This window comes from Comamonas serinivorans, from assembly GCF_002158865.1.
GTDB lineage: Bacteria > Pseudomonadota > Gammaproteobacteria > Burkholderiales > Burkholderiaceae_C > Comamonas_E > Comamonas_E serinivorans.
In genome coordinates, this window is sequence record NZ_CP021455.1 from 703,182 (window position 1) to 721,049 (window position 17,868).

15 protein-coding genes and 1 pseudogene are annotated in these 17,868 nt (G+C 64.8%); 3 read left to right on the forward strand and 13 right to left on the reverse strand.

What is annotated here, in order from left to right; all coding sequences use genetic code 11:
* Nucleotides 1-299: 299 nt before the first annotated feature.
* On the reverse strand, nucleotides 300-2,783 hold the full coding sequence (locus tag CCO03_RS02935) for a penicillin acylase family protein (RefSeq protein ID WP_087277040.1): 2,484 nt from the start codon (nucleotides 2,781-2,783) through the stop codon (nucleotides 300-302).
* Between the two features lie 728 nt (nucleotides 2,784-3,511).
* Complete coding sequence (gene exaC / locus CCO03_RS02940; protein WP_087277043.1) at nucleotides 3,512-5,038, reverse strand: acetaldehyde dehydrogenase ExaC; 1,527 nt, start codon at nucleotides 5,036-5,038, stop codon at nucleotides 3,512-3,514.
* A 321-nt stretch (nucleotides 5,039-5,359) separates the two neighbouring features.
* On the opposite strand from exaC, the gene CCO03_RS02945 reads away from it, so the two are divergent.
* Nucleotides 5,360-7,462 carry a sigma-54-dependent Fis family transcriptional regulator gene (locus CCO03_RS02945; RefSeq protein WP_169717446.1) on the forward strand — a complete coding sequence of 701 codons (2,103 nt, stop codon included), beginning with the start codon at nucleotides 5,360-5,362 and terminating at the stop codon, nucleotides 7,460-7,462.
* 394 nt (nucleotides 7,463-7,856) lie between these two features.
* Here the strand turns inward: CCO03_RS02945 and CCO03_RS02950 are convergent, their stop codons facing one another.
* The 10 genes and pseudogenes from CCO03_RS02950 to CCO03_RS19415 all read right to left on the reverse strand — a co-directional run bounded on the left by CCO03_RS02950 (nucleotide 7,857) and on the right by CCO03_RS19415 (nucleotide 12,964).
* Nucleotides 7,857-8,252, reverse strand: a complete 396-nt coding sequence (locus CCO03_RS02950; RefSeq protein WP_087277046.1) for an SH3 domain-containing protein — start codon at nucleotides 8,250-8,252, stop codon at nucleotides 7,857-7,859.
* A gap of 18 nt (nucleotides 8,253-8,270) precedes the next feature.
* Nucleotides 8,271-8,579, reverse strand: a complete 309-nt coding sequence (locus tag CCO03_RS02955; protein ID WP_087277049.1) for an NIPSNAP family protein — start codon at nucleotides 8,577-8,579, stop codon at nucleotides 8,271-8,273.
* A gap of 171 nt (nucleotides 8,580-8,750) precedes the next feature.
* On the reverse strand, nucleotides 8,751-9,092 hold the full coding sequence (locus CCO03_RS02960; RefSeq protein WP_087284057.1) for a DUF5713 family protein: 342 nt from the start codon (nucleotides 9,090-9,092) through the stop codon (nucleotides 8,751-8,753).
* Between the two features lie 156 nt (nucleotides 9,093-9,248).
* Complete coding sequence (locus CCO03_RS20795; protein ID WP_472299120.1) at nucleotides 9,249-9,422, reverse strand: DUF5990 family protein; 174 nt, start codon at nucleotides 9,420-9,422, stop codon at nucleotides 9,249-9,251.
* Nucleotides 9,423-9,424: 2 nt separating this feature from the next.
* Nucleotides 9,425-9,673 (reverse strand): annotated as a pseudogene (locus tag CCO03_RS20800) (DUF5990 family protein); the annotation flags it as partial.
* Nucleotides 9,674-9,691: 18 nt separating this feature from the next.
* Nucleotides 9,692-10,066, reverse strand: a complete 375-nt coding sequence (locus CCO03_RS19405) for a hypothetical protein (protein WP_157667466.1) — start codon at nucleotides 10,064-10,066, stop codon at nucleotides 9,692-9,694.
* 62 nt (nucleotides 10,067-10,128) lie between these two features.
* Complete coding sequence (locus tag CCO03_RS02965; protein ID WP_205690354.1) at nucleotides 10,129-10,593, reverse strand: NUDIX hydrolase; 465 nt, start codon at nucleotides 10,591-10,593, stop codon at nucleotides 10,129-10,131.
* Nucleotides 10,594-11,349: 756 nt separating this feature from the next.
* A complete protein-coding gene (locus CCO03_RS19410; protein ID WP_157667467.1) occupies nucleotides 11,350-11,877 on the reverse strand; it encodes a hypothetical protein in 528 nt (175 codons plus the stop codon).
* A gap of 15 nt (nucleotides 11,878-11,892) precedes the next feature.
* On the reverse strand, nucleotides 11,893-12,138 hold the full coding sequence (locus tag CCO03_RS02975; protein ID WP_087277055.1) for a DUF1010 domain-containing protein: 246 nt from the start codon (nucleotides 12,136-12,138) through the stop codon (nucleotides 11,893-11,895).
* A gap of 340 nt (nucleotides 12,139-12,478) precedes the next feature.
* Nucleotides 12,479-12,964: a hypothetical protein gene (locus CCO03_RS19415; RefSeq protein WP_157667468.1), complete on the reverse strand. Its 486-nt coding sequence runs from the start codon at nucleotides 12,962-12,964 to the stop codon at nucleotides 12,479-12,481.
* Between the two features lie 981 nt (nucleotides 12,965-13,945).
* Between CCO03_RS19415 and CCO03_RS02990 the strand changes: the two genes are divergently transcribed.
* Nucleotides 13,946-14,938, forward strand: a complete 993-nt coding sequence (locus CCO03_RS02990) for an integron integrase (protein ID WP_087277065.1) — start codon at nucleotides 13,946-13,948, stop codon at nucleotides 14,936-14,938.
* A gap of 241 nt (nucleotides 14,939-15,179) precedes the next feature.
* On the opposite strand, the gene CCO03_RS02995 is transcribed toward CCO03_RS02990, so the two are convergent.
* Entirely contained in the window at nucleotides 15,180-16,337 is a 1,158-nt protein-coding gene (locus CCO03_RS02995; protein WP_087277068.1) for an acyl-CoA dehydrogenase family protein, read from the reverse strand.
* Nucleotides 16,338-16,793: 456 nt separating this feature from the next.
* On the opposite strand from CCO03_RS02995, the gene CCO03_RS03000 reads away from it, so the two are divergent.
* Nucleotides 16,794-17,855 carry an aldo/keto reductase gene (locus tag CCO03_RS03000; RefSeq protein ID WP_087277071.1) on the forward strand — a complete coding sequence of 354 codons (1,062 nt, stop codon included), beginning with the start codon at nucleotides 16,794-16,796 and terminating at the stop codon, nucleotides 17,853-17,855.
* Nucleotides 17,856-17,868 lie beyond the last annotated feature (13 nt).

The window sequence follows — 17,868 nt, forward strand, 5'->3', positions numbered from 1 at the left end:
GCTGGGCGGGCCAGGTTCGGTCCCCACGGCTCAGGGCCGCGTTGCCGTACGGGTTCGACCATCAGCCAGTGCCGGGTCCGTCATGGCCCACCGCATCGACCGACGCGTCCTCCCCGGCTGGCACCGAGCGCCGATCCAGCAAAAAAAGGCCCGGTCCGGCGGCCGAAAGGCGACCGCGGGACCGGACCCATGCTTGACCTCAGGCGGTGATCGATGAGGAGGTAGTATGGTGGTGTGGTCGATTCATATGAATCGGAAGGCACGCCATACTGCGGCAATCGATCAGAGTCCGACGCGCCTCACTCCGAGATGCGCGTGGGTTGGCCGACGGCGCCTGCGGCGATCTCACCCTCGCTGAACGGCACCTTCAGCCACTGCTGCTTGCTGTAGCGCGCGCTGTAGTCGCCGTAGTGGGGCGAGGCCGGGTCGTCGGACAGCGAGAAGGTGAGGAAGCTGTACGCCTCGACGCCGCCGCTCGGGAAGCTGACGACCTGCATGTACGAGTTGCCGTGCGGCTGGTCGTCCATGGGGTAGCCCTGGCTGGTCAGGCGGTACTCCGAGCAGTTGATGGTGAAGTAGCCCACGCCACCGCAGCCGCCGTACAGCGGCAGCCGCGAGCCGTCGCGGGTCAGGTAGACCACGCTGCCCCGGGCGGCATCGAAGGCGATGCCCGAGCGCTGCACGGCTTGCACCGCCTGGTCGAAGGCGGTGGCCAGCGTGCTGCGCGCGGCGGGGTTGATGTCGCGCGGCGTGTTCAGCGGATCGGCCGGGTCAAAGGCGGTGAGGTACAGCGCCGACTCGGTGAGGCTGCTGGCCGAGAGGTTCATCCAGAACTCATCCCAGAGGTGCGATCCGCGCGAGCTGGCGGTGCCGCGTCCGTCCCAGGCCTGCAGGGTGGCGCAGGCCGTCTGGCGCGCATCGGCGCCGTCGCCCTGGCACAGCAGGGCCAGCACCTCGTCCTTGAAGCGGGCCGATTCGATGCGGCTGTCCAGCACCATCTGGCGCACGATCTCGCTGGTGGCGAGCTTGCCGGCGTAGCCATCGGTGCCGGCCAGGCGCTGCACGGCCATGCGGTGGCCCAGGCGGGTGCGCAGGCTTTGGGCCTGGGTGCCCGCGGGGCCGAAGATGGCCGGGTAACCGGTCAGCGGGGCGTTCACGTTGGTCAGCCAGTAGCTGTCGTTCATGTTGCCCACGTAGTCGGTGCGGCGCTGGCTGGGCATGCGGCTGACGCCCACGGTGCCGGGCTGCACGGAATCGGCGTCGCTCTGCCAGTCACACGCGCTGCGCGAACCGTCGAGCACGGGCACACGCGGCAGGGCCACGGCGGCCGCGGCCGAGAAGGGCGTGGCGCAACTGACCAGCTGCGCATCGGGCACGTTGGGCACGGTGCCGATGTCGGCGTACCAGACCTCGGCCGAATTTCGGCCGGCGGCGATGGTGTTGACCCAGGGGATGGCTGCCTCTTCGCGCTGGATGCGGGCGAACTCGTCGAGCGAGCCGGCGCGGCTCCAGCGCATCCAGTTGCGCACCGTGCGGTAGTTCAGTGCGTTCACGTCGCGGATGACCACGGCGCTCTGGGCCGTCCAGCCCAGCGCGGGGTGCAGGCCGCTGAGGTTGATGACCGGGCCCTGGTCGGTGGCGTACATCGTGCGGGTGACGGTTTCCTGGCCCGAGCCGTTGCGCACGCTGACGCTGATCTCGCGTGCCTTGAAGGCCGTGGACTGGCCGTCGCGCAGGTAGCGCGTGGGGTTGGCGGGGTCCAGCGTCATCACGAAGAAGCCGAAGCGCCGCGCGGTCGACACGGTGTGGCTCCAGGCCACGTTCTGGTTGAAGCCGATCTGCGGCACCGGGAAGCCCAGGAACGACACGCCGCTGACGTTGACCTGACCGTCGATGGTGAGTTGCATCTGGTAGAAGCGGTCGGCGCCCTTCCAGTACCAGTGCGGGTTGCCGAACAGCAGCGCGCTGCCGCCCGTGGCCTGCTGGCCAAAGCCGTACATGTTGCTGCCCACGCCGGCTTCGCCGCCCACCTGCAGCTTGGGCGCCTTCATGCTGCCCGGCGCCAGCGTGGGCAGGCCGCCGGCGCCGGTCTGGCCGCTCTTGGCGTCGCCGGCATCGGCTGCCTTGGCCGGGGGCTGGGCGTTGGCGATCATGGCCACGAAGTTGCTGTGTCCGCCGGCCAGGTTGGCGGCCAGGGCGCGGCGCCACAGGTCCTTGGCGGTGATGGGCTGCACCCACTCCGCGCTGCGGCAGGCGGCGTTGCCCGTGGCCTGGCCGCCGCGGGCTTCCTTCACGTAGCGGTTGTAGCCGGCGGCAAAGCCAGCCATCACCTTCAGCGCGTCCTCGGGCTGCGCGTCCATCATGGCCTGCACGGCGTCGTCGTTCACCACGTGCTTGAAGAAGAAGTCCGAATCGAGGTTGCGCGGCTGGTCGATGGTGGTGGCGTACACCGCGTTGGCCTCAGCGCCCAGGTAGCGCGAACGCTCGCCGCGGTAGGTCAGGAAGCTGTCGGCCAGCGTGCAGAGATTGTCCTGCGCCTGCGCATAGCCCACGCCATAGCCCAGGCCGGCCCAGTTGCTGGCCTTGATGTGCGGGATGCCCATGGCCGTGCGGCGGATTTCGGCGCTGAAGTCCTTGCCCGTCGGCGGGGTGGGGTCGTCGTCATCGCCCGAGCCGCCACAGGCGGTCAAGGCCGCGATGGCAACCAGCGACAGGCCCCAGCGCAGAGGGTGGCTGGCGCTGGGAGGACGCGCGCGGCGCGCGCCAAGGTCAAAACCATGCATGCAAGTGTCTCCGAGTGTTGTTGTCGTCCGCCTGGTCACGGCGTGCAGCACCCCACAGCGGTGCTGGCGGAGCAGGCGGGGCTCAGCGTAGGAGACTGCGGCCGTCCGCACATGCGCGTTTACCCGCGTACCGTGGCCCCATGCGGGAATGCGGCGTGCGGGGCCTGGCGCGTCCGGGTCGTTCGGCTGCGAGCGCCTGCCGCTTGTCCTGCCCAGCGCTTCCCGTGCGCCCCGGGCGGGGTCAGCACCGTGGGCTGGTGTGGCCTGTGCATGGGGGGCCGATGCAGGGCGCGTGCTGGAACGGGTGGAGGTGTGCGGAGGCGCATGGCCAGGCGGTGCGAGCTTCACGCGCTGAGTGATCAGGCACCGTTGCGAAAGGCGCTGGCCTCACGCTGAATCGAGGTGGCCGGGCAGTTGCAGACGGCACAGGCGGCGGCGCACGGGTCAGTTCGGCTGGCGCCCAGATCGTCGCCGACATGGGCCACACGGCGGTGCTGGTGAGCCGGAGCTTCCAGATGGGCGAGGGGGCGTGGGGCCTCTCGGTGCAACGCGGTGGATGCGTGCCGCTGCTCGATTGGAATTCTATTGAACGATGCAGTATGGCGTTATTGCCGTTTGTGCTGCATCGGAAAAAAGTTGATACCCTATGCGGATGTCTTGATGCCTGCCCATGACCCTGACCCTAGCCCGCGTGAAGCGGGCCAGGGTCTGGTCAGCGCGAGCGCGCGTCAGAAGAAGCCCAGCTTGTTCGGGCTGTAGCTGACGAGCAGGCACTTGGTCTGCTGGTAGTTGCCCAGTGCCACCTTGTGCGTTTCACGGCCGATGCCCGAGGCCTTGTAGCCGCCGAAGGTGGCGTGGGCCGGGTAGGCGTGGTAGCAATTGGTCCAGATGCGGCCGGCCTTGATGGCCCGGCCCATCTTGTAGGCCGTGCTGCCGTCGCGGCTCCACACGCCGGCGCCCAGGCCGTAGATGGTGTCGTTGGCGATGGCGATGGCCTCGTCCATGTCCTTGAAGGTGGTCAGCGCCGCCACGGGGCCGAAGATCTCCTCCTGGAACACGCGCATGTCGTTGCGGCCCTGCAGGATGGTGGGCTGGATGAAAAAGCCGGTGTCCAGGTCCTGGCCCATGAGGTTGCGTTCGCCGCCGATGATGGCGCGCGCCCCTTCCTGCTGCCCGATCTGGATGTAGTTCAGGATCTTGTCCATCTGCACCTTGGACACCTGGGCACCCACCATGGTCGAGACATCCAGCGGGTGGCCGGTCTTGATCTTGGCCACGCGCTCGCGGGCACGCTCGATGAAGCGCTCGGCGATCGACTCCTGCACCAGGATGCGCGAGGGGCAGGTGCAGACCTCGCCCTGGTTCAGCGCGAACATGGCCAGCCCTTCCATCGCCTTGTCGAAGAAGGCGTCGTCCTGGTCCATCACGTCGGCGAAGAAGATGTTGGGGCTCTTGCCGCCCAGCTCCACGGTCGAGGGGATGAGGTTGTCGGCCGCGGCGTGCAGGATGCGCTGGCCCACGGGGGTCGAGCCTGTGAAGGCGATCTTGGCGATGCGCTTGCTGGTGGCCAGGGCCTCGCCGGCCTCTTTGCCGAAGCCGTTCACGATGTTGACCACGCCCGGCGGGATCAGGTCGCCGATCAGCTCCATCAGCACCAGGATGGAGGCGGGCGTCTGTTCGGCCGGCTTCATGACCACCGAACAGCCGGCGGCCAGCGCGGGGGCCAGCTTCCAGGCCGCCATCAGCAGCGGGAAGTTCCAGGGGATGATCTGGCCGACCACGCCGATGGGCTCCCGGAAGTGGTAGGCCACGGTGTGCTCGTCGATCTCGGAGATGGCGCCTTCCTCGGCCCGCAGGCAGCCCGCGAAGTAGCGGAAGTGGTCTACCGCCAGCGGCAGGTCGGCCGCCATGGTTTCGCGCAGCGGCTTGCCGTTGTCGATGGTTTCGGCCACGGCCAGGGTGTGCAGGTTCTGCTCGATGCGGTCGGCGATCTTCAGCAGCAGGTTGGAGCGCTCGGTCACCGAGGTGCGGCCCCAGGCGTCCTGCGCGGCATGGGCGGCGTCCAGCGCGCGGTTCACGTCCTCGGCATCGGACTGCGCCACGGTGCAGAACACCTTGCCCGTGATCGGCGACACGTTCTCGAAGTAGCGCCCGGCCGAGGGCTTGACCCATTTGCCGCCAATGAAGTTGTCGTACTGCTGCTTGTAGGGGTAGGCGACGTCGATCTGGAATTGCTTGAGGTCGAACATGTTCATGGCGTTTGTCTCCTGTTGGGTTTGGGCTCAGCCGGTGGCTGGCGCCCGGTCACATACAAGCTTCATGCCAGCTCGGGGCTGCCGGCGCACAGGCCGCCAGGCTGCGTGTCTGCAGGCATCGAGTGGGCCGGGCCGAGCTGGCCGCCTGTGACAGGTTCTGTTCCAAACTGGAACAGGACCTGTCACAGCCCGGACGCAGGCCATGTCGTGATCTGTCACACCCGCCGTGGCGGCCTTTGGCTATAGTGGCCCGCACACCCCGATGTCCGCACACGGACACACCCGGCCCGGCCGCCCGGGCCGCGCGCTCAGGAGACAAGCATGCGCAACGAAGACGGCCTGCAGCAGGCCAGGCGTCACCTGCTGGAACAAGGCGTGGTGCTGCCCAGCGCGCTGGATGACCGCCTGGCGCGGTCCTGGCAGCGAAGCTGGAATGCCGGCCTGGCCCCCGACTCGCGCGGCGAAGGCCAGGGGCCGGTCACCGGCCCGTCGTTCGCGCGCCTGCTGCAGCGCAACGCCCAGCTGCTGGCCTTTGCCCGGCCCGTGATGGACTTCATCTACCGCCAGGTGCGCGGCCACCACAGCATGCTGGTGCTGGCCGACGCGCACAGCACGCTGATGCACACCGTGGGCGACGACGGCTTTCTGGACCAGGCGCAACGCGTGGCCTTGCGCTGCGGCGAGTCCTGGCACGAGCGCGAGCGCGGCACCAACGCCATCGGCACCGCGGTGGCCGAGCGCACGGCGCTGCAGGTGCGGGCCGGCGAGCACTACCTGGCGCAGAACGGCTTTCTGCATTGCTCGGCGGCGCCCGTGTTCACGGCCCAGGGCGAGGTGGCGGGCGTGATCGACATCTCGGGTGACGCCTTTGCCTCGCAGCCGCATGCGCTGGTGCTGGCCAACAGCGCGGCGCGCATGGTCGAAAACAGCTGGCTCAAGTCGCGCTACCCGGAGCATGTGCGTATCCACCTTCATCCGCAAGCGGAGGGCCTGGATACACCGGCTGAAGGCATCGTGGTGTTGACGACAGAGGGCGTCCTGGTCGGTGGCAACCCCGAAGGCATGCGCATGCTGGGGCTGTCGACCGGCGATTGCTTTTCGCTGCGGCTGGAGGATCGCCTGCAGCACCGCTTGGCCAAGCTGCTGGCGCAGGCCGGCAAGCTGCCCCAGGCGCTGTACCTGCCCGACGGCGAGCGCCTGCACATGCGCGTGCACCGGCCCGAGCCCCGGGTGCTGCGCCCGGCCCCGCGCGCGCGGCCGAACCAGCCTGCGTCGGCACCGTCCAGGCCGGCAACGGGTGCGTCACCGGTTGCGGCCCCTGAGGGCCCTGACGCCCTGGCCCGCTGCGACACGGGAGATTCGCTGTGGCAGCGCGCGGCGCGACAGGCCAGGCGACTGTTGCACACCCCGGTGCCGCTGCTCATCCTCGGCGAATCGGGCGTGGGCAAGGAGGTGTTTGCACGCGCTTGCCACGACAGCGGCCCGCGGGCCGGCCAGCCCTTCGTCGCCATCAACTGCGCAGCGATCCCCGAGTCCCTGATCGAGGCCGAGCTGTTTGGCTACGCGCCGGGCGCCTACACGGGCGCGCAGCGCAGCGGCAGCCCCGGCCGCATTCGCGAGGCGGACGGCGGCACCCTGTTCCTCGACGAGATCGGCCACATGCCGGTGCTGCTGCAAACCCGGCTGCTGCGCGTGCTGCAGGAGCGGCAGGTCACGCCACTGGGCGGCGGCCCCCCCGCAGGCGTGGACTTCGCCTTGATGAGCGCCACCCACGCGGCGCTGGACGAGGCCGTGGCCGACGGCCGCTTTCGCCGCGACCTCTACTACCGCATCAACGGCTTTGCGCTGCGCCTGCCGGCCCTGCGCGAGCGCAGCGACTTCGACGCGCTGGCGCTGCGCATCCTGCGCGGCTTCATGGGGCCGGGCGAGGCGGATGAAGCGCAGGGGCCGGCCGATGCCCCCGGCGCCGGCAAGGCGTGCGAGGGCGCTGGCGCCTTGCCGGTGGCGCCCGACCTGCTGGCGGCCCTGCGCCGCTACGACTGGCCGGGCAATGTGCGCCAGCTGAGCAGCGTGCTGCAAACGGCCTGTGCGCTGCGCGAGCCCCACGAGGCGTTCATCGGGTGGCAGCACCTGGCCGACGACGTGCGCGAGGCCTTGCGCCGCCACGAACCCGGCCTGGCCGGTGCTGGCGTCGAGGGCGTGGGGTACGACACCGCGGCCGCGGCGACGACTCACCCCGTGGCCAAGGAGCGTGCTGCTGCCGGTGCGTGGCAACCAGGACCGGACACGGGCAGCCTCAAGCAGCTGTCGCACCAGGTCCTGCAACGCACGCTGCAGACGGTGAATGGCAACGTCAGCGAAGCCGCGCGCCGCCTGGGCATCAGCCGGCAGACGGTGTACCGGCGCTTGCGCTCGGCGAGTTGATGCCGCGCCGGCCTGCGGCGCAGGCCATTGCCATGCCGGGGTGTCGCTCCGGTTCAGCCGGTGTGTCCGGGCTCACGGCGCATCCTCGGTCCTCAGGGCCGATCGCTGCCAGGCGCACCACGTCAGTACATCGGCGGCCTGGGCATCGCATTCGGGCCATCCCTTTACCGCGGGGCGTGGGATGGCGCCTGCCAACCGGCATCAACCCCGTGCGAAAGCGTGTGCCTCTGCGAGTCAAGGTGAGCATTGTTTGAGATCATTCAGGCAAGGCAGTATGGCGGTGATGTCGATTCAATGACATCGGTGATGCGTTGATACTGCCTGGTACCATCGAGTCACATCAAAACCTGTCCCCGCATGGCGCTTGGCCTCCAGACAGGGCGCCGGTGAACGATCAGGATTCGCCGCCGGCGTTATGCGGGTTTGACGCGTGCAGGGCTTGAAGCTTGGCCAGCGGCACCCAACCCGACGTCGGTGTGCGGGCGCTGTCGCACCAAACCCAGCCATTCAAGACGCGGGAGCCCCAAAGCACATCGCCTTGTTGCACCTCCAACTCTCTGGCGGTGTAGCTTTCTCGGGCGCGCGCCAGGGTGTCCTGGGACATTTCCAGGATCTGCCGTGGCACCCAGCCACCTGGCTGGCCGGGTGTTTCGCAAAACAACCAGTTGTCCCAGCCCTCTGGACCTTGGTAGGTCTCGCCCACGGTCAGCAGTGCGCCTGCTTCAAAGGTGATGGGCTCGGGGTACTCGCTGACGTGGCCCTCGATGACGAGGTAGGGCTGGGGCGCCATGGTCGTGCGGGCAGGCCGTCACTGGCCAAAAACCGGGCGAAAGAAGCTGCGCTCATAACTCACGATGCAGCGCGTGTCTTCGGCGTACTTGAAGGCGGCCTGGCATTCGGGGTCATCGAGCGACTGGGTGCGGTAGGCCTCGTAGAGCGCCAGACTGGGAAAGGTGAACAGGGCCAGCGCCACGTTGTTGGCGCCCTCAGACGGCAGGAAATAACCGTGGTGCGTGCCGCCGAACTTCTCCACCAGGGGTATCCAGACTTTGCCGTAATGCTCGAATTCTTTGACCTTGTATGGGTCGATGATGTAGCGCAGGTAGCAGGTGATCATGGGGGAAATGGGGTGATGTCGGATGGATGTTCGCCCCATCGGCATGATGGCTTGAACGGGTATCAGAGGGTAAGGCATGCGGATGCGCGCCAAATCGACAGCATGCGCACGGGTGCCAGCCCTCGGCATTGCGGCATGGCCCCAGGCCGACGGCCTGGCAGGCATCCAGGCTCACCAATCTCGCGGCGCCATGAGTTCTTCCACGTCGGCCTCGGCAAACCCGTAGGCCTTGGCGATGGCGTCGAAGTCTTGGGCAATCGCCTCGCGGGCGGCGGTTTCGATCTCGCTGCCCCGCTCCTCGAAGGCTTCCTGCAGGTCGTTGAAGCGCTCGGTGGCAGCGTGCGTCAGCGCATACAGCCCAGCCAGGTCAGCGGGTGGGTTGCGTTCTAGGGCCAGGCACACATCGACCAGGATGGCCTCGCCCTGTTTCACCAGGTCGTTGGGGAAGTACGGATCGCGGTACATGTCCTTGAGAAAGGCGTAGTTCGCCATGGTGGCGTTGTTCAGCGTCATGAGGTCTCCCTGAAAGTCGTCAAAGGCCGTGATGGCCGCCAAATGGTCGATGCCGACACGCCCGCACGGGTCCGCAGCAGCGCAGGTTGCTCAGCGTGTCAGGATGCTGGCTTCGGCACCCAAGGTGCCACATCCTGGCTCGGCCTGAACGAATTGTCAGGTGGCGCCCGCAACAGCCCAATCCGACAGCAGAGGAACGGACGCGCAGAACGGCCCGCCATCCTTGGCACGGCCATGCACGCGTGCCTGCAGCACTTGGCCAGAAGCGATGGCCTCTTGGCCAATGCAGCGGGGATGCCCGTGATGGGCACCTTGGCGCGACGTGACCACGAGGTGCCCGACTCGCCGGCATAGGTGCCTGAGTTGACGTACACAAACCGCTTGGCCGGCGGGCCTTGTGTGAACTCGCCGGTGAGGCTTATGGGGTCCTTGGACAGGTCCACTTGGACGGCAAACTCGAACACCAGGGCGTCCGATGAAGCGACTGGCGGGTGTAGACCTGACTGTCCCCGTTGCATGGCGCATTGAACGCCAGGAAGCGGGTCGGTGACGATCAGTCGGAGGTTGAGGGCTTGTTTCATGTCGTCCAACGAATAAGCTCAGCGGGCGGCGAAGCCGTCCGCTGGAGCGACCTGTTGGGCAGCAATTGCCAGCGCTGCATTGAGCACACAAATAATGCGCCCAGTACCAATATTACGGCCCTCCCAAATACTGAATTCGAACCCCGGCTCGAAGCGCCCGTAATTTCTGTCTGGAGCAAGCAACCACACAAATGCCCGCTGTGATGCACCGGGCGCTGGGGGTTCGCCAGTGAACTCGTAAAGGCCATCATTCATTTCGCCTGGAAGGCCAAAGTCATGCGGCACACGATACCCCTGCAGAGGAGCCTCCGCACGTCCTCCGCTTTCCGTCGGAAGTAGATGCAACTCAACTTCAAGATCGGGCTCTCGTGGTGGCCTGCTGAACTCAAGCATTTCTTGCTGCCCAACGCCTGAATTAAGCCGCGCCGCGAAGCGGCGTCGGCTTGAATGAATTGTTAGGCATCAGTATTCCCATGTATAAGTGACTCAAGAGCTGCAGGGAGCCACTCTGGCTTGAATACTGCGTCATCTTGGATCTTCATGTCTTCCAGGCTCCACCATTTCCAATCTCGAATTGTGCCCCTCTCTTCATCAGTCCATCCATCTTGATTTATGGGTAGATATGACTTGCAGCGGACAAGAAAGTACCTCTCAAGCCAACGCGCAGGCGTGGATCTAGCAACCGCATATATTTCGTCTCTTTCCCGCACGAGAGGGCCTATTTTTGCGTCAATCCCAGTTTCTTCCGAAAGCTCTCTTCGGGCTGTATCCAGATAGGTCTCCCCGGGCTTTAGTTCTCCTCCGACAGTAGCCCAGAATGGATCGCGGTGTTCATCGTGATACTTGAACAAAAGTAGGTTGTCATCACTGTCGACGATAATTAAGCGAGCCGATCTTCGAATTTCCAGTGCCAATTTCACTTTCCTGATGCCTAACGCCTGAATTAAGCCGACCCGCGAAGCGGGTTCGGCTTGAATGAATTGTTATGCCCCATTTGCGGCGGACCTTTCTGAGCGCCATGCAGCCAAGGCTTGAATGACGTGCTGCAGCCTAGCGACCTGCTCCTGGGAGAGGGGCGCACGCTTGGCCCTGCGGAGTATGGACTCAAACATGTAGCCAGACCGAAAGAAATAGGGGCGAACCTCGAGGAAGCAGATGGCAGCCTCCATAGATTCGGGGTCACCAGCCACGATGCGGTCCAGTGCCCCCTCAAAGCCACCGGGAAATGCCAGTTCGTTGTATCTAGAGTGGAAGATCTCGCAGGCGCGCTCCCACTCGTAGCGCTTGTCAGGGCTTCGATCGCGATGCGCGAATGTCTCGTGCACGCGCGCACGCAACCGCGCGACCTCCTCGGCATTTGATTGAATCAGCAGCTTGAGGCGGTCTGATGGATGGGGCATAACAAACAAGCTAAGCCGACCGCCGCAGGCGGGTCGGCTTGAGCGCTGGGTTAGACAAGCGACCTCTCATAGTTCACATTCCCTCTTTTCGTAATCCCAGCGGCCTCCGCGATCAAGGCAACTGTCGATAGCAAAGAACCGAGATACAAACAGGACGGATGCCAAAACGGCAGCAAGCAAAACGGCCACCCCGAAAAGGCGCCAGTATTTTGTTTCCATCTTGACTAACGAAAAAGCTAAGCCGACCGCCGAAGGCGGGTCGGCTTGGGCGCCGGGTTAGGATTTCGCGTCATTCCAGACTCCACCTCCAAACCCCTTTCGGGCATACACCTTAATTGGCTGTATTTCTTCAAATTTTCTTCCTTGCAAATCCCGGTATTTAATTTTAATTTCTATCTCAGATCCATATCTGAGCCATGCATCGTCGTTGGAATTTTTGCTGAAGGCACCAAACGATGTTACTAACTCTTCCCCATTTCTAAGCAAAGGAATTTCGCTTGACTTAAGAAAATTTGACTCAATCATTTGAGCTTTTTCCCTGGAGGCATTCGGTTCAAGAAGTTTTTTTATTTCTTCCGGTTTTGCATGCATTTGAACTCGAACGGCAGGCCTATTTCCTGTGTTTGCAATGACCAAGTTAAATGTGGCAGCCATATTTCCGGAGCTATGTTCCGTAACGAATGCCGTAACTATTGGCCGGTTAGATTGAATCCAGTTCACCCTCGTAAAGTAAAGAGATACCAAAGATATTATTAAAGCGGGAACTGCCATAAATATCTTTATATCTTCGAAGGATATTGACATGGAAAATTCTTTCTCCTAACGGCCAAGGTAAGACGCCCGCCGTAGGCGGGTCGGCTTGAGCGCCGGGTTAGACCCGAAGGCCAAAATGAAGCGCCCGGACTTGGACAAGGGCGCAGCCCACCAAAAAGCGCTGGGCCACGAAAGCGGCGCAGCGCTCCAAGAATGATAGCTGGTGGCGCTTGCTGCACAAGCGCTGGAGGCCAAAAATGCTAGAAAGTCTTTGGAACAGGGCCGAGCGCTGAAATAAGTGGCTGCGCGCATAGAGCGGGTGATGGGACTAACGTTCAAGCTCAGCGGGCGGCGAAGCCGTCCGCTGGAGCGAAGGGTTGGACAGCACGCCGTATTTCCCGCGCAACGCTTGCCCGCATTTAGACACGTGCCGCGGATCTCGGCGCAAGGCTTGTGGCAGCAGCCCGCTGGCAAAACCAACCGAGGCAAGTCCTGTTGCGACGGTTCCGCACCTCAGATCAATAGCCACTGACATTTGCCTCCCGACTGCCGCCCCGCAGTACGCAATTGCGGCGACGGAATTTCCAGCACAACGGTTCTGCAACTTGACCATTCCCGCGACCTTCGTGCGCTTGCTGTTCAACGTGCAAGCTCAGCGGGCGGCGAAGCCGTCCGCTGGAGCGAAAGGTTGGGCCGCTTCGGCGAGGAATTGGCTGATTGCAACGGCGGAGTCATGTGGTTGGAACGGTGCAGTCGATACAGAGAGGCTGCCGACCTCGCTACACGAGACAAATAGAGAACCGTTGATTGGAAGTAGAAAGCAGACATGACCATCTGTGGTTGGTCCCCAGTTGGCGAACCTTAGTTCACTGTGGAGATCGTCGAACGTCGAATTCGGATCTAGAAGCGACCAATGAGCATCCTCAACGGAGAGCCCCGAAAGCAACTGTTCATGCTTACCAACGTTCAGGCCACTCGCGAGGCGCCGATGCGTTCCGCGCAGTGCAGTCAAAAAGGCTGGCCAATACGGCCTGTCATCGAACTCGGTCAGATGAATGCCCGCCACATAGAGGCTCAGCGTCTCGCCATCACGGCCGAGCGCGAAAGAATCTCTGACGCCGAACTCACTCAGGGTCATAGTGTGTCTGCCCAACGCCTGAATTAAGCCGCCGCCACTTGTGGCGGTCGGCTTGAATGAATTGTTAGGCGGCTGCCCCACGCTCTATGAGCACGAAATCCTCAGCCGTCTCCGTCGTGTAATGCACAAGTCCTGCAAAGTCTGTGTTGACCATGATGCCCGAGCCAAGGTACGCCCAACAATCCTCGCCTGGCAGGTACTCGCTTGTGTCCATTGATGCAATGACACGACCACGGTAGTCGCCATCAATCTGGATGACGTCGCCGGGCTTTATGTCTGTGCCATCCGCGTACTTCACGCTGCCGCCTAACGTTTGAGCTCAGCGGGCGGCGTAGCCGTCCGCTGGAGCGAATGGTTAGGCAAGCCTCGTCGCGGACCGCTGTGGGCGAAGTGATTCGTCATATGGTCGTGTGAACTTGATTCCGTTGAACGTGTGGGTACAGCACGGGCACTGCGGTACGAGACTTCCCGGGCCAACTGAAGGGTTTACAACGCGAAGAACACCAGCTTCGTCTACTTTCAAACCGCTGAAGTAGCTTGCTTCACCAGACCGGAAGTACTCCTGTGCGTCCGCCTCTCGTAGCGCGACCATCCAGAAGATTGGATCATTCCGATCCAATCGGGCAACCGCCTCCGAATAGACTTCATCCCAATTTTTTCCAACTCGGGAGAGCAAGAACCTGAATAGAGGGGTGTAGTCCAGCCCTCGGCGCACTCCCTTCTTCATAGAAATGGCATCAAGCTCCATTTCTCCAGCGTTGACGCTCCTACGCGTGGTGCTGAAGTCGGCTCCGAACCGATGAAACACGCCGCGGGCGGTCGTGTTCACCTTGCGATAAAGAGGCTCCTTCTCCATGGCCTGCCTAACTAGATTTAGACGACCCGATGCTACGGTGACGCGTCCGCCAAGGCAAGCGCGGTTGATCACTCATGAGGGAAAACGCCGTTGGCGTGCTTTTAGGCAAACCTAAAAATTCGCGGATGGACGCCGCTCCTCAACCGCCTCGCCTGCTCACACGCTTGCGCGAGCATTTGCGGGCGCGGCATTACAGCATCCGCACCGAGGCGGCCTATGTGGACTGGGTGCGCCGCTTCATCCTCTTTCATGGCAAACGGCACCCGCAGGAGATGGGGGCAGTCGAGGTCGAAGCGTTCCTCACCCATTTGGCGGTGGCGCGGCAGGTGTCGGCTTCGACGCAGAACCAGGCCAAGGCGGCCATCCTGTACCTGTACAAGCAGGTGTTGCAGATTGAGTTGCCCTGGCTGGACGAGGTGGTGCAGGCCAAACAGCCCCGGCGGTTGCCCGTGGTACTGACGCCCACCGAGGTGCGCGAGTTGCTGCTGCACATGGAGGGAACCCCCGCGCTGGTGGCCCAGTTGCTCTATGGCACAGGCATGCGCCTGCTGGAAGCCTTGCGCCTGCGCGTGAAGGACATCGAGTTCGAGCGGCGCGAAATCGTGGTGCGCGAGGGCAAGGGCAACAAGGACCGGGTGACCGTGCTGCCCGAGAACCTGATCGCGCCACTGCAGGCCCAGTTGAACAAAGCGCGGGCCCTGCACGACAAGGATGTGCTGGCCGGCCTTGGCCGTGTGCACTTGCCCCATGCGCTGGCCGTGAAATACCCCGATGCCGATCGCAGTTGGGCGTGGCAGTGGGTGTTTCCTTCGCCGGTGCGCTCGACCGACCCTCGGCCCGATGCACGCACGGGTGAGCTGCTGGAGCGGCGGCACCACGTCTACCCCGAGTCGGTACAGCGCGGTGTGCGCGAAGCCGCCAGGCGTGCGCAGCTGAGCAAGCCGGTGTCGCCCCATGTGCTGCGGCACTCGTTTGCCACGCACCTGCTGCAGGCGGGCTACGACATCCGCACCGTGCAGGAGCTGCTGGGTCATGCGGATGTGAGCACCACCATGATCTACACCCACGTGATGAACAAGGGCGGGCGCGGCATCCTCAGCCCGCTGGATACCTTGTGACCAAGCGAAAGGCGGCCTGTGCCGACACTGGCGAGGCCATTGCCACCTGCCGCGTGCGGCCCGCTCAGGCTGCACACCCTGAATGTGACGGGTCACGCATCGCCAGCCGGTGGGCGTCATCTCACCTCATGGCCGTGGCGATGTGATTCAAATTGGGTGGTATTGGCCTGCATTTTCCATTTTTATATCGCCTGCAAGTGCATACCCTAATCCCATTGGGCACCCCAAGGCAGCCCAAGCCTCACACCACCCCCAGCTGCCGCGCGGCCAGCTCTTTCATGATTTCCTCGGTGCCGCCGCCGATGGTGAGCACCTTGACCTCGCGATAGAGCCGCTCGACCACGGTGCCGCGCATGAAGCCCATGCCGCCCAGGATCTGCACACCGGCGTCGGCGCAGAACTGGAAGGTTTGCGTGGCCTGGTTTTTCAGCATGCAGACGGACGCCACCCAGGCGGCGTCGTTGATCCCGGCATCGGCCTGCGCGACCACGTGGTCCAGCCAGGCGCCGGTGGCCTGGATGCGCTGCTGCATGTCGACCAGCTTGTGGCGGATCACCTGGTGCTCGACCAGCGCACTGCCGAAGGCCTGGCGCTGTTGCGCCCAGGCCAGCGCCTCATCGTAGCAGGCTTCGGCATACCCCAGGGCCGAGCTGGCGATGCCGTAACGCTCGCTGTTGAAGTTGCCCATGATGGCGCGGAAGCCCTTGTGCTCTTCGCCCAGCAGGTAGCGCGCGGGCACGCGCACCTCGTCAAAGCGCAGGTGTGCCGTGTCCGACGCCAGCCAGCCCATTTTGTCGAGCCGGGTGCGCGACAGGCCGCGGCTGTCGCCTGGCACCAGCAGCAGGCTGATGCCGCCGGCGCCCTTGCTGGCGGGGTCGGTGCGCACCGCCAGCGTGATCCAGTCGGCCCGCATGCCCGAGGTGATGAAGATTTTCTCGCCGTTGACCACGTAGTCGTCGCCCTCGCGGCGGGCGTGGGTCTTGAGTGCGGCCACGTCCGAGCCGCCGCCCGGTTCGGTGATGGCGAGCGCCGAGATGCGTTCGCCCGCCAGCACTTCGGGCACCACCTCGCGCTTGAGGGCCTCGCTGCCCAGCGCGATGACCGGCGGCAGGCCGATGCCGTGCGACATCAGGCTGGACAAGGTGCCGCCCGCGGCGGCGTGGCGCGCCAGCGTGCGCGACAAGGCCACGCGCAGGGCGCGCGGCGCGGGGGTGCCGCCGTACGCCTCGGGGTAGCCCAGGCCGAGAAAGCCCAGCTCGGCCGCACGCTTGTACAGCGCGCGCGGAAACTCGCCGGCCGCATCCCAGGCCGAGGCATGGGGCGCGATTTCGGTGCGTGCAAAGCGCTGGGCCGCGGTGACGAGGGCGTCGCGGGCTTCGGCCAATTCAGAGGGGGTCATGCAGGGTCCGGGTTGAGGCGCGCGAGGCGCGGCCCCCTCAGGCGATGGGGCCGGCCACGCGGGTGGCAGAGGACGCTGGTGCCCGGTTGGGGCGGTGGCGTTCGCGGGCCGCCCGGGTCCGGCGCGGACCAGCACGAAACGGAACCACTCTAGCAACGGGACCGGCCCGTGGCCGTTGTGTCGGCGACACGGTGCTTACACCAATGTTGGGCAGTATGGATGATCTTCCGTTTGTCAATCAACGGATATGCTTGCATACTACGCATGATTGGCGCGGCCACCTGTGCGCCATGGCGTGTGGCGGCAGGTGGCCGGGTGCTGCCGACCTCGATCAGCGCCGGCCAGATCGGCTGGATCGCCGCGCGCTGACCCGGCGTGGCCACCCGGGCCGGCGCGGGTGACAGGGCAGGCATCCTGGCGGCGGCACAATCGACCGCTTCACAAAGGAGTCCCTGCATGAAAGTCGTCACCCTGGGCCAGAGCGACCTGCGCGTGCCCCACATCTGCCTGGGCACCATGACCTTCGGCGAACAGGTGCCGCAGGCCGAGGCTCACGCCATCCTCAGCCGCTCGCTCGAACTGGGCGTGAACTTCTTCGACACGGCCGAGATGTATGCCGTGCCCGCGCGCGCCGAAACCTATGGCGCGACCGAGACCATCCTCGGCAACTGGTTCGCCGCCAACCCCGGCAAGCGCCAGCAGGTGGTGCTGGCCACCAAGGTGGCCGGCCCCTCGCGCGGCATGCCGTGGATCCGCGACGGCCTGGGGATGACGCCGCAAGACATCGCCCGCTCGTGCGAGGGCAGCCTGCGCCGCCTGCAGACCGACGTCATCGACCTCTACCAGATCCACTGGCCCGAGCGCCATGTGCCGGCCTTCGGCGCCATCGCCTACCAGCCCGAGAAGGAAACCAGCCAGACGCCCATCCACGACCAGCTGGAAGCGCTGGGCAAACTGGTGAAGGCCGGCAAGGTCCGCCACATCGGCCTGTCGAACGAAACGCCCTACGGCGTGCACGAGTTCGTGCGGCTGGCCGAGCAGCATGGCCTGCCGCGCGTGGTCAGCACCCAGAACGCCTACTGCCTGGTCAACCGCCAGTACGAAAACGCACTGGACGAGACCAACCACCGCCTGGGCGTGAGCCTGCTGGCCTATTCGCCGCTGGCCTTTGGCCTGCTGACCGGCAAGTACGACGAAACCGGCACCGGCGATGGCCTGGACCCGGCGCTGGGCCGCATCGCCCGCTTTGCCAGCGTGCGCAAGCAGCGCTGGGGCCGCCAGCCCGCGCTGGATGCCGCGCGGCTGTACAACCAGCTCGCGCGCGACCACGGCCTGACGCCCACGCAGTTGGCCCTGGCGTTCTGTGCCCACAAGTGGCAGGTGGCCAGCACCATCATCGGCGTCACCTCGCTGGCGCAACTCGAAGAAGACGTCAAGGCGTTCGAGCTGCCCCTGTCGCCCGAGCTGATGAAGGCCATCGACGCCATTCGCCAGGTGCACCGCGACCCGGCGGCGTGAGGGTGTCGCCAGC

Coding starts and splice junctions, on each gene's coding strand:
- CCO03_RS02935 (WP_087277040.1), bottom strand. CDS start 2,783: ATGCATGGTTTTGACCTTGGCGCGCGCCGCGCGCGTCCTCCCAGCGCC.
- exaC (WP_087277043.1), bottom strand. CDS start 5,038: ATGAACATGTTCGACCTCAAGCAATTCCAGATCGACGTCGCCTACCCC.
- CCO03_RS02945 (WP_169717446.1), top strand. CDS start 5,360: ATGCGCAACGAAGACGGCCTGCAGCAGGCCAGGCGTCACCTGCTGGAA.
- CCO03_RS02950 (WP_087277046.1), bottom strand. CDS start 8,252: ATGGCGCCCCAGCCCTACCTCGTCATCGAGGGCCACGTCAGCGAGTAC.
- CCO03_RS02955 (WP_087277049.1), bottom strand. CDS start 8,579: ATGATCACCTGCTACCTGCGCTACATCATCGACCCATACAAGGTCAAA.
- CCO03_RS02960 (WP_087284057.1), bottom strand. CDS start 9,092: ATGACGCTGAACAACGCCACCATGGCGAACTACGCCTTTCTCAAGGAC.
- CCO03_RS19405 (WP_157667466.1), bottom strand. CDS start 10,066: ATGCTTGAGTTCAGCAGGCCACCACGAGAGCCCGATCTTGAAGTTGAG.
- CCO03_RS19410 (WP_157667467.1), bottom strand. CDS start 11,877: ATGTCAATATCCTTCGAAGATATAAAGATATTTATGGCAGTTCCCGCT.
- CCO03_RS02975 (WP_087277055.1), bottom strand. CDS start 12,138: ATGCGCGCAGCCACTTATTTCAGCGCTCGGCCCTGTTCCAAAGACTTT.
- CCO03_RS19415 (WP_157667468.1), bottom strand. CDS start 12,964: ATGACCCTGAGTGAGTTCGGCGTCAGAGATTCTTTCGCGCTCGGCCGT.
- CCO03_RS02990 (WP_087277065.1), top strand. CDS start 13,946: ATGGACGCCGCTCCTCAACCGCCTCGCCTGCTCACACGCTTGCGCGAG.
- CCO03_RS02995 (WP_087277068.1), bottom strand. CDS start 16,337: ATGACCCCCTCTGAATTGGCCGAAGCCCGCGACGCCCTCGTCACCGCG.
- CCO03_RS03000 (WP_087277071.1), top strand. CDS start 16,794: ATGAAAGTCGTCACCCTGGGCCAGAGCGACCTGCGCGTGCCCCACATC.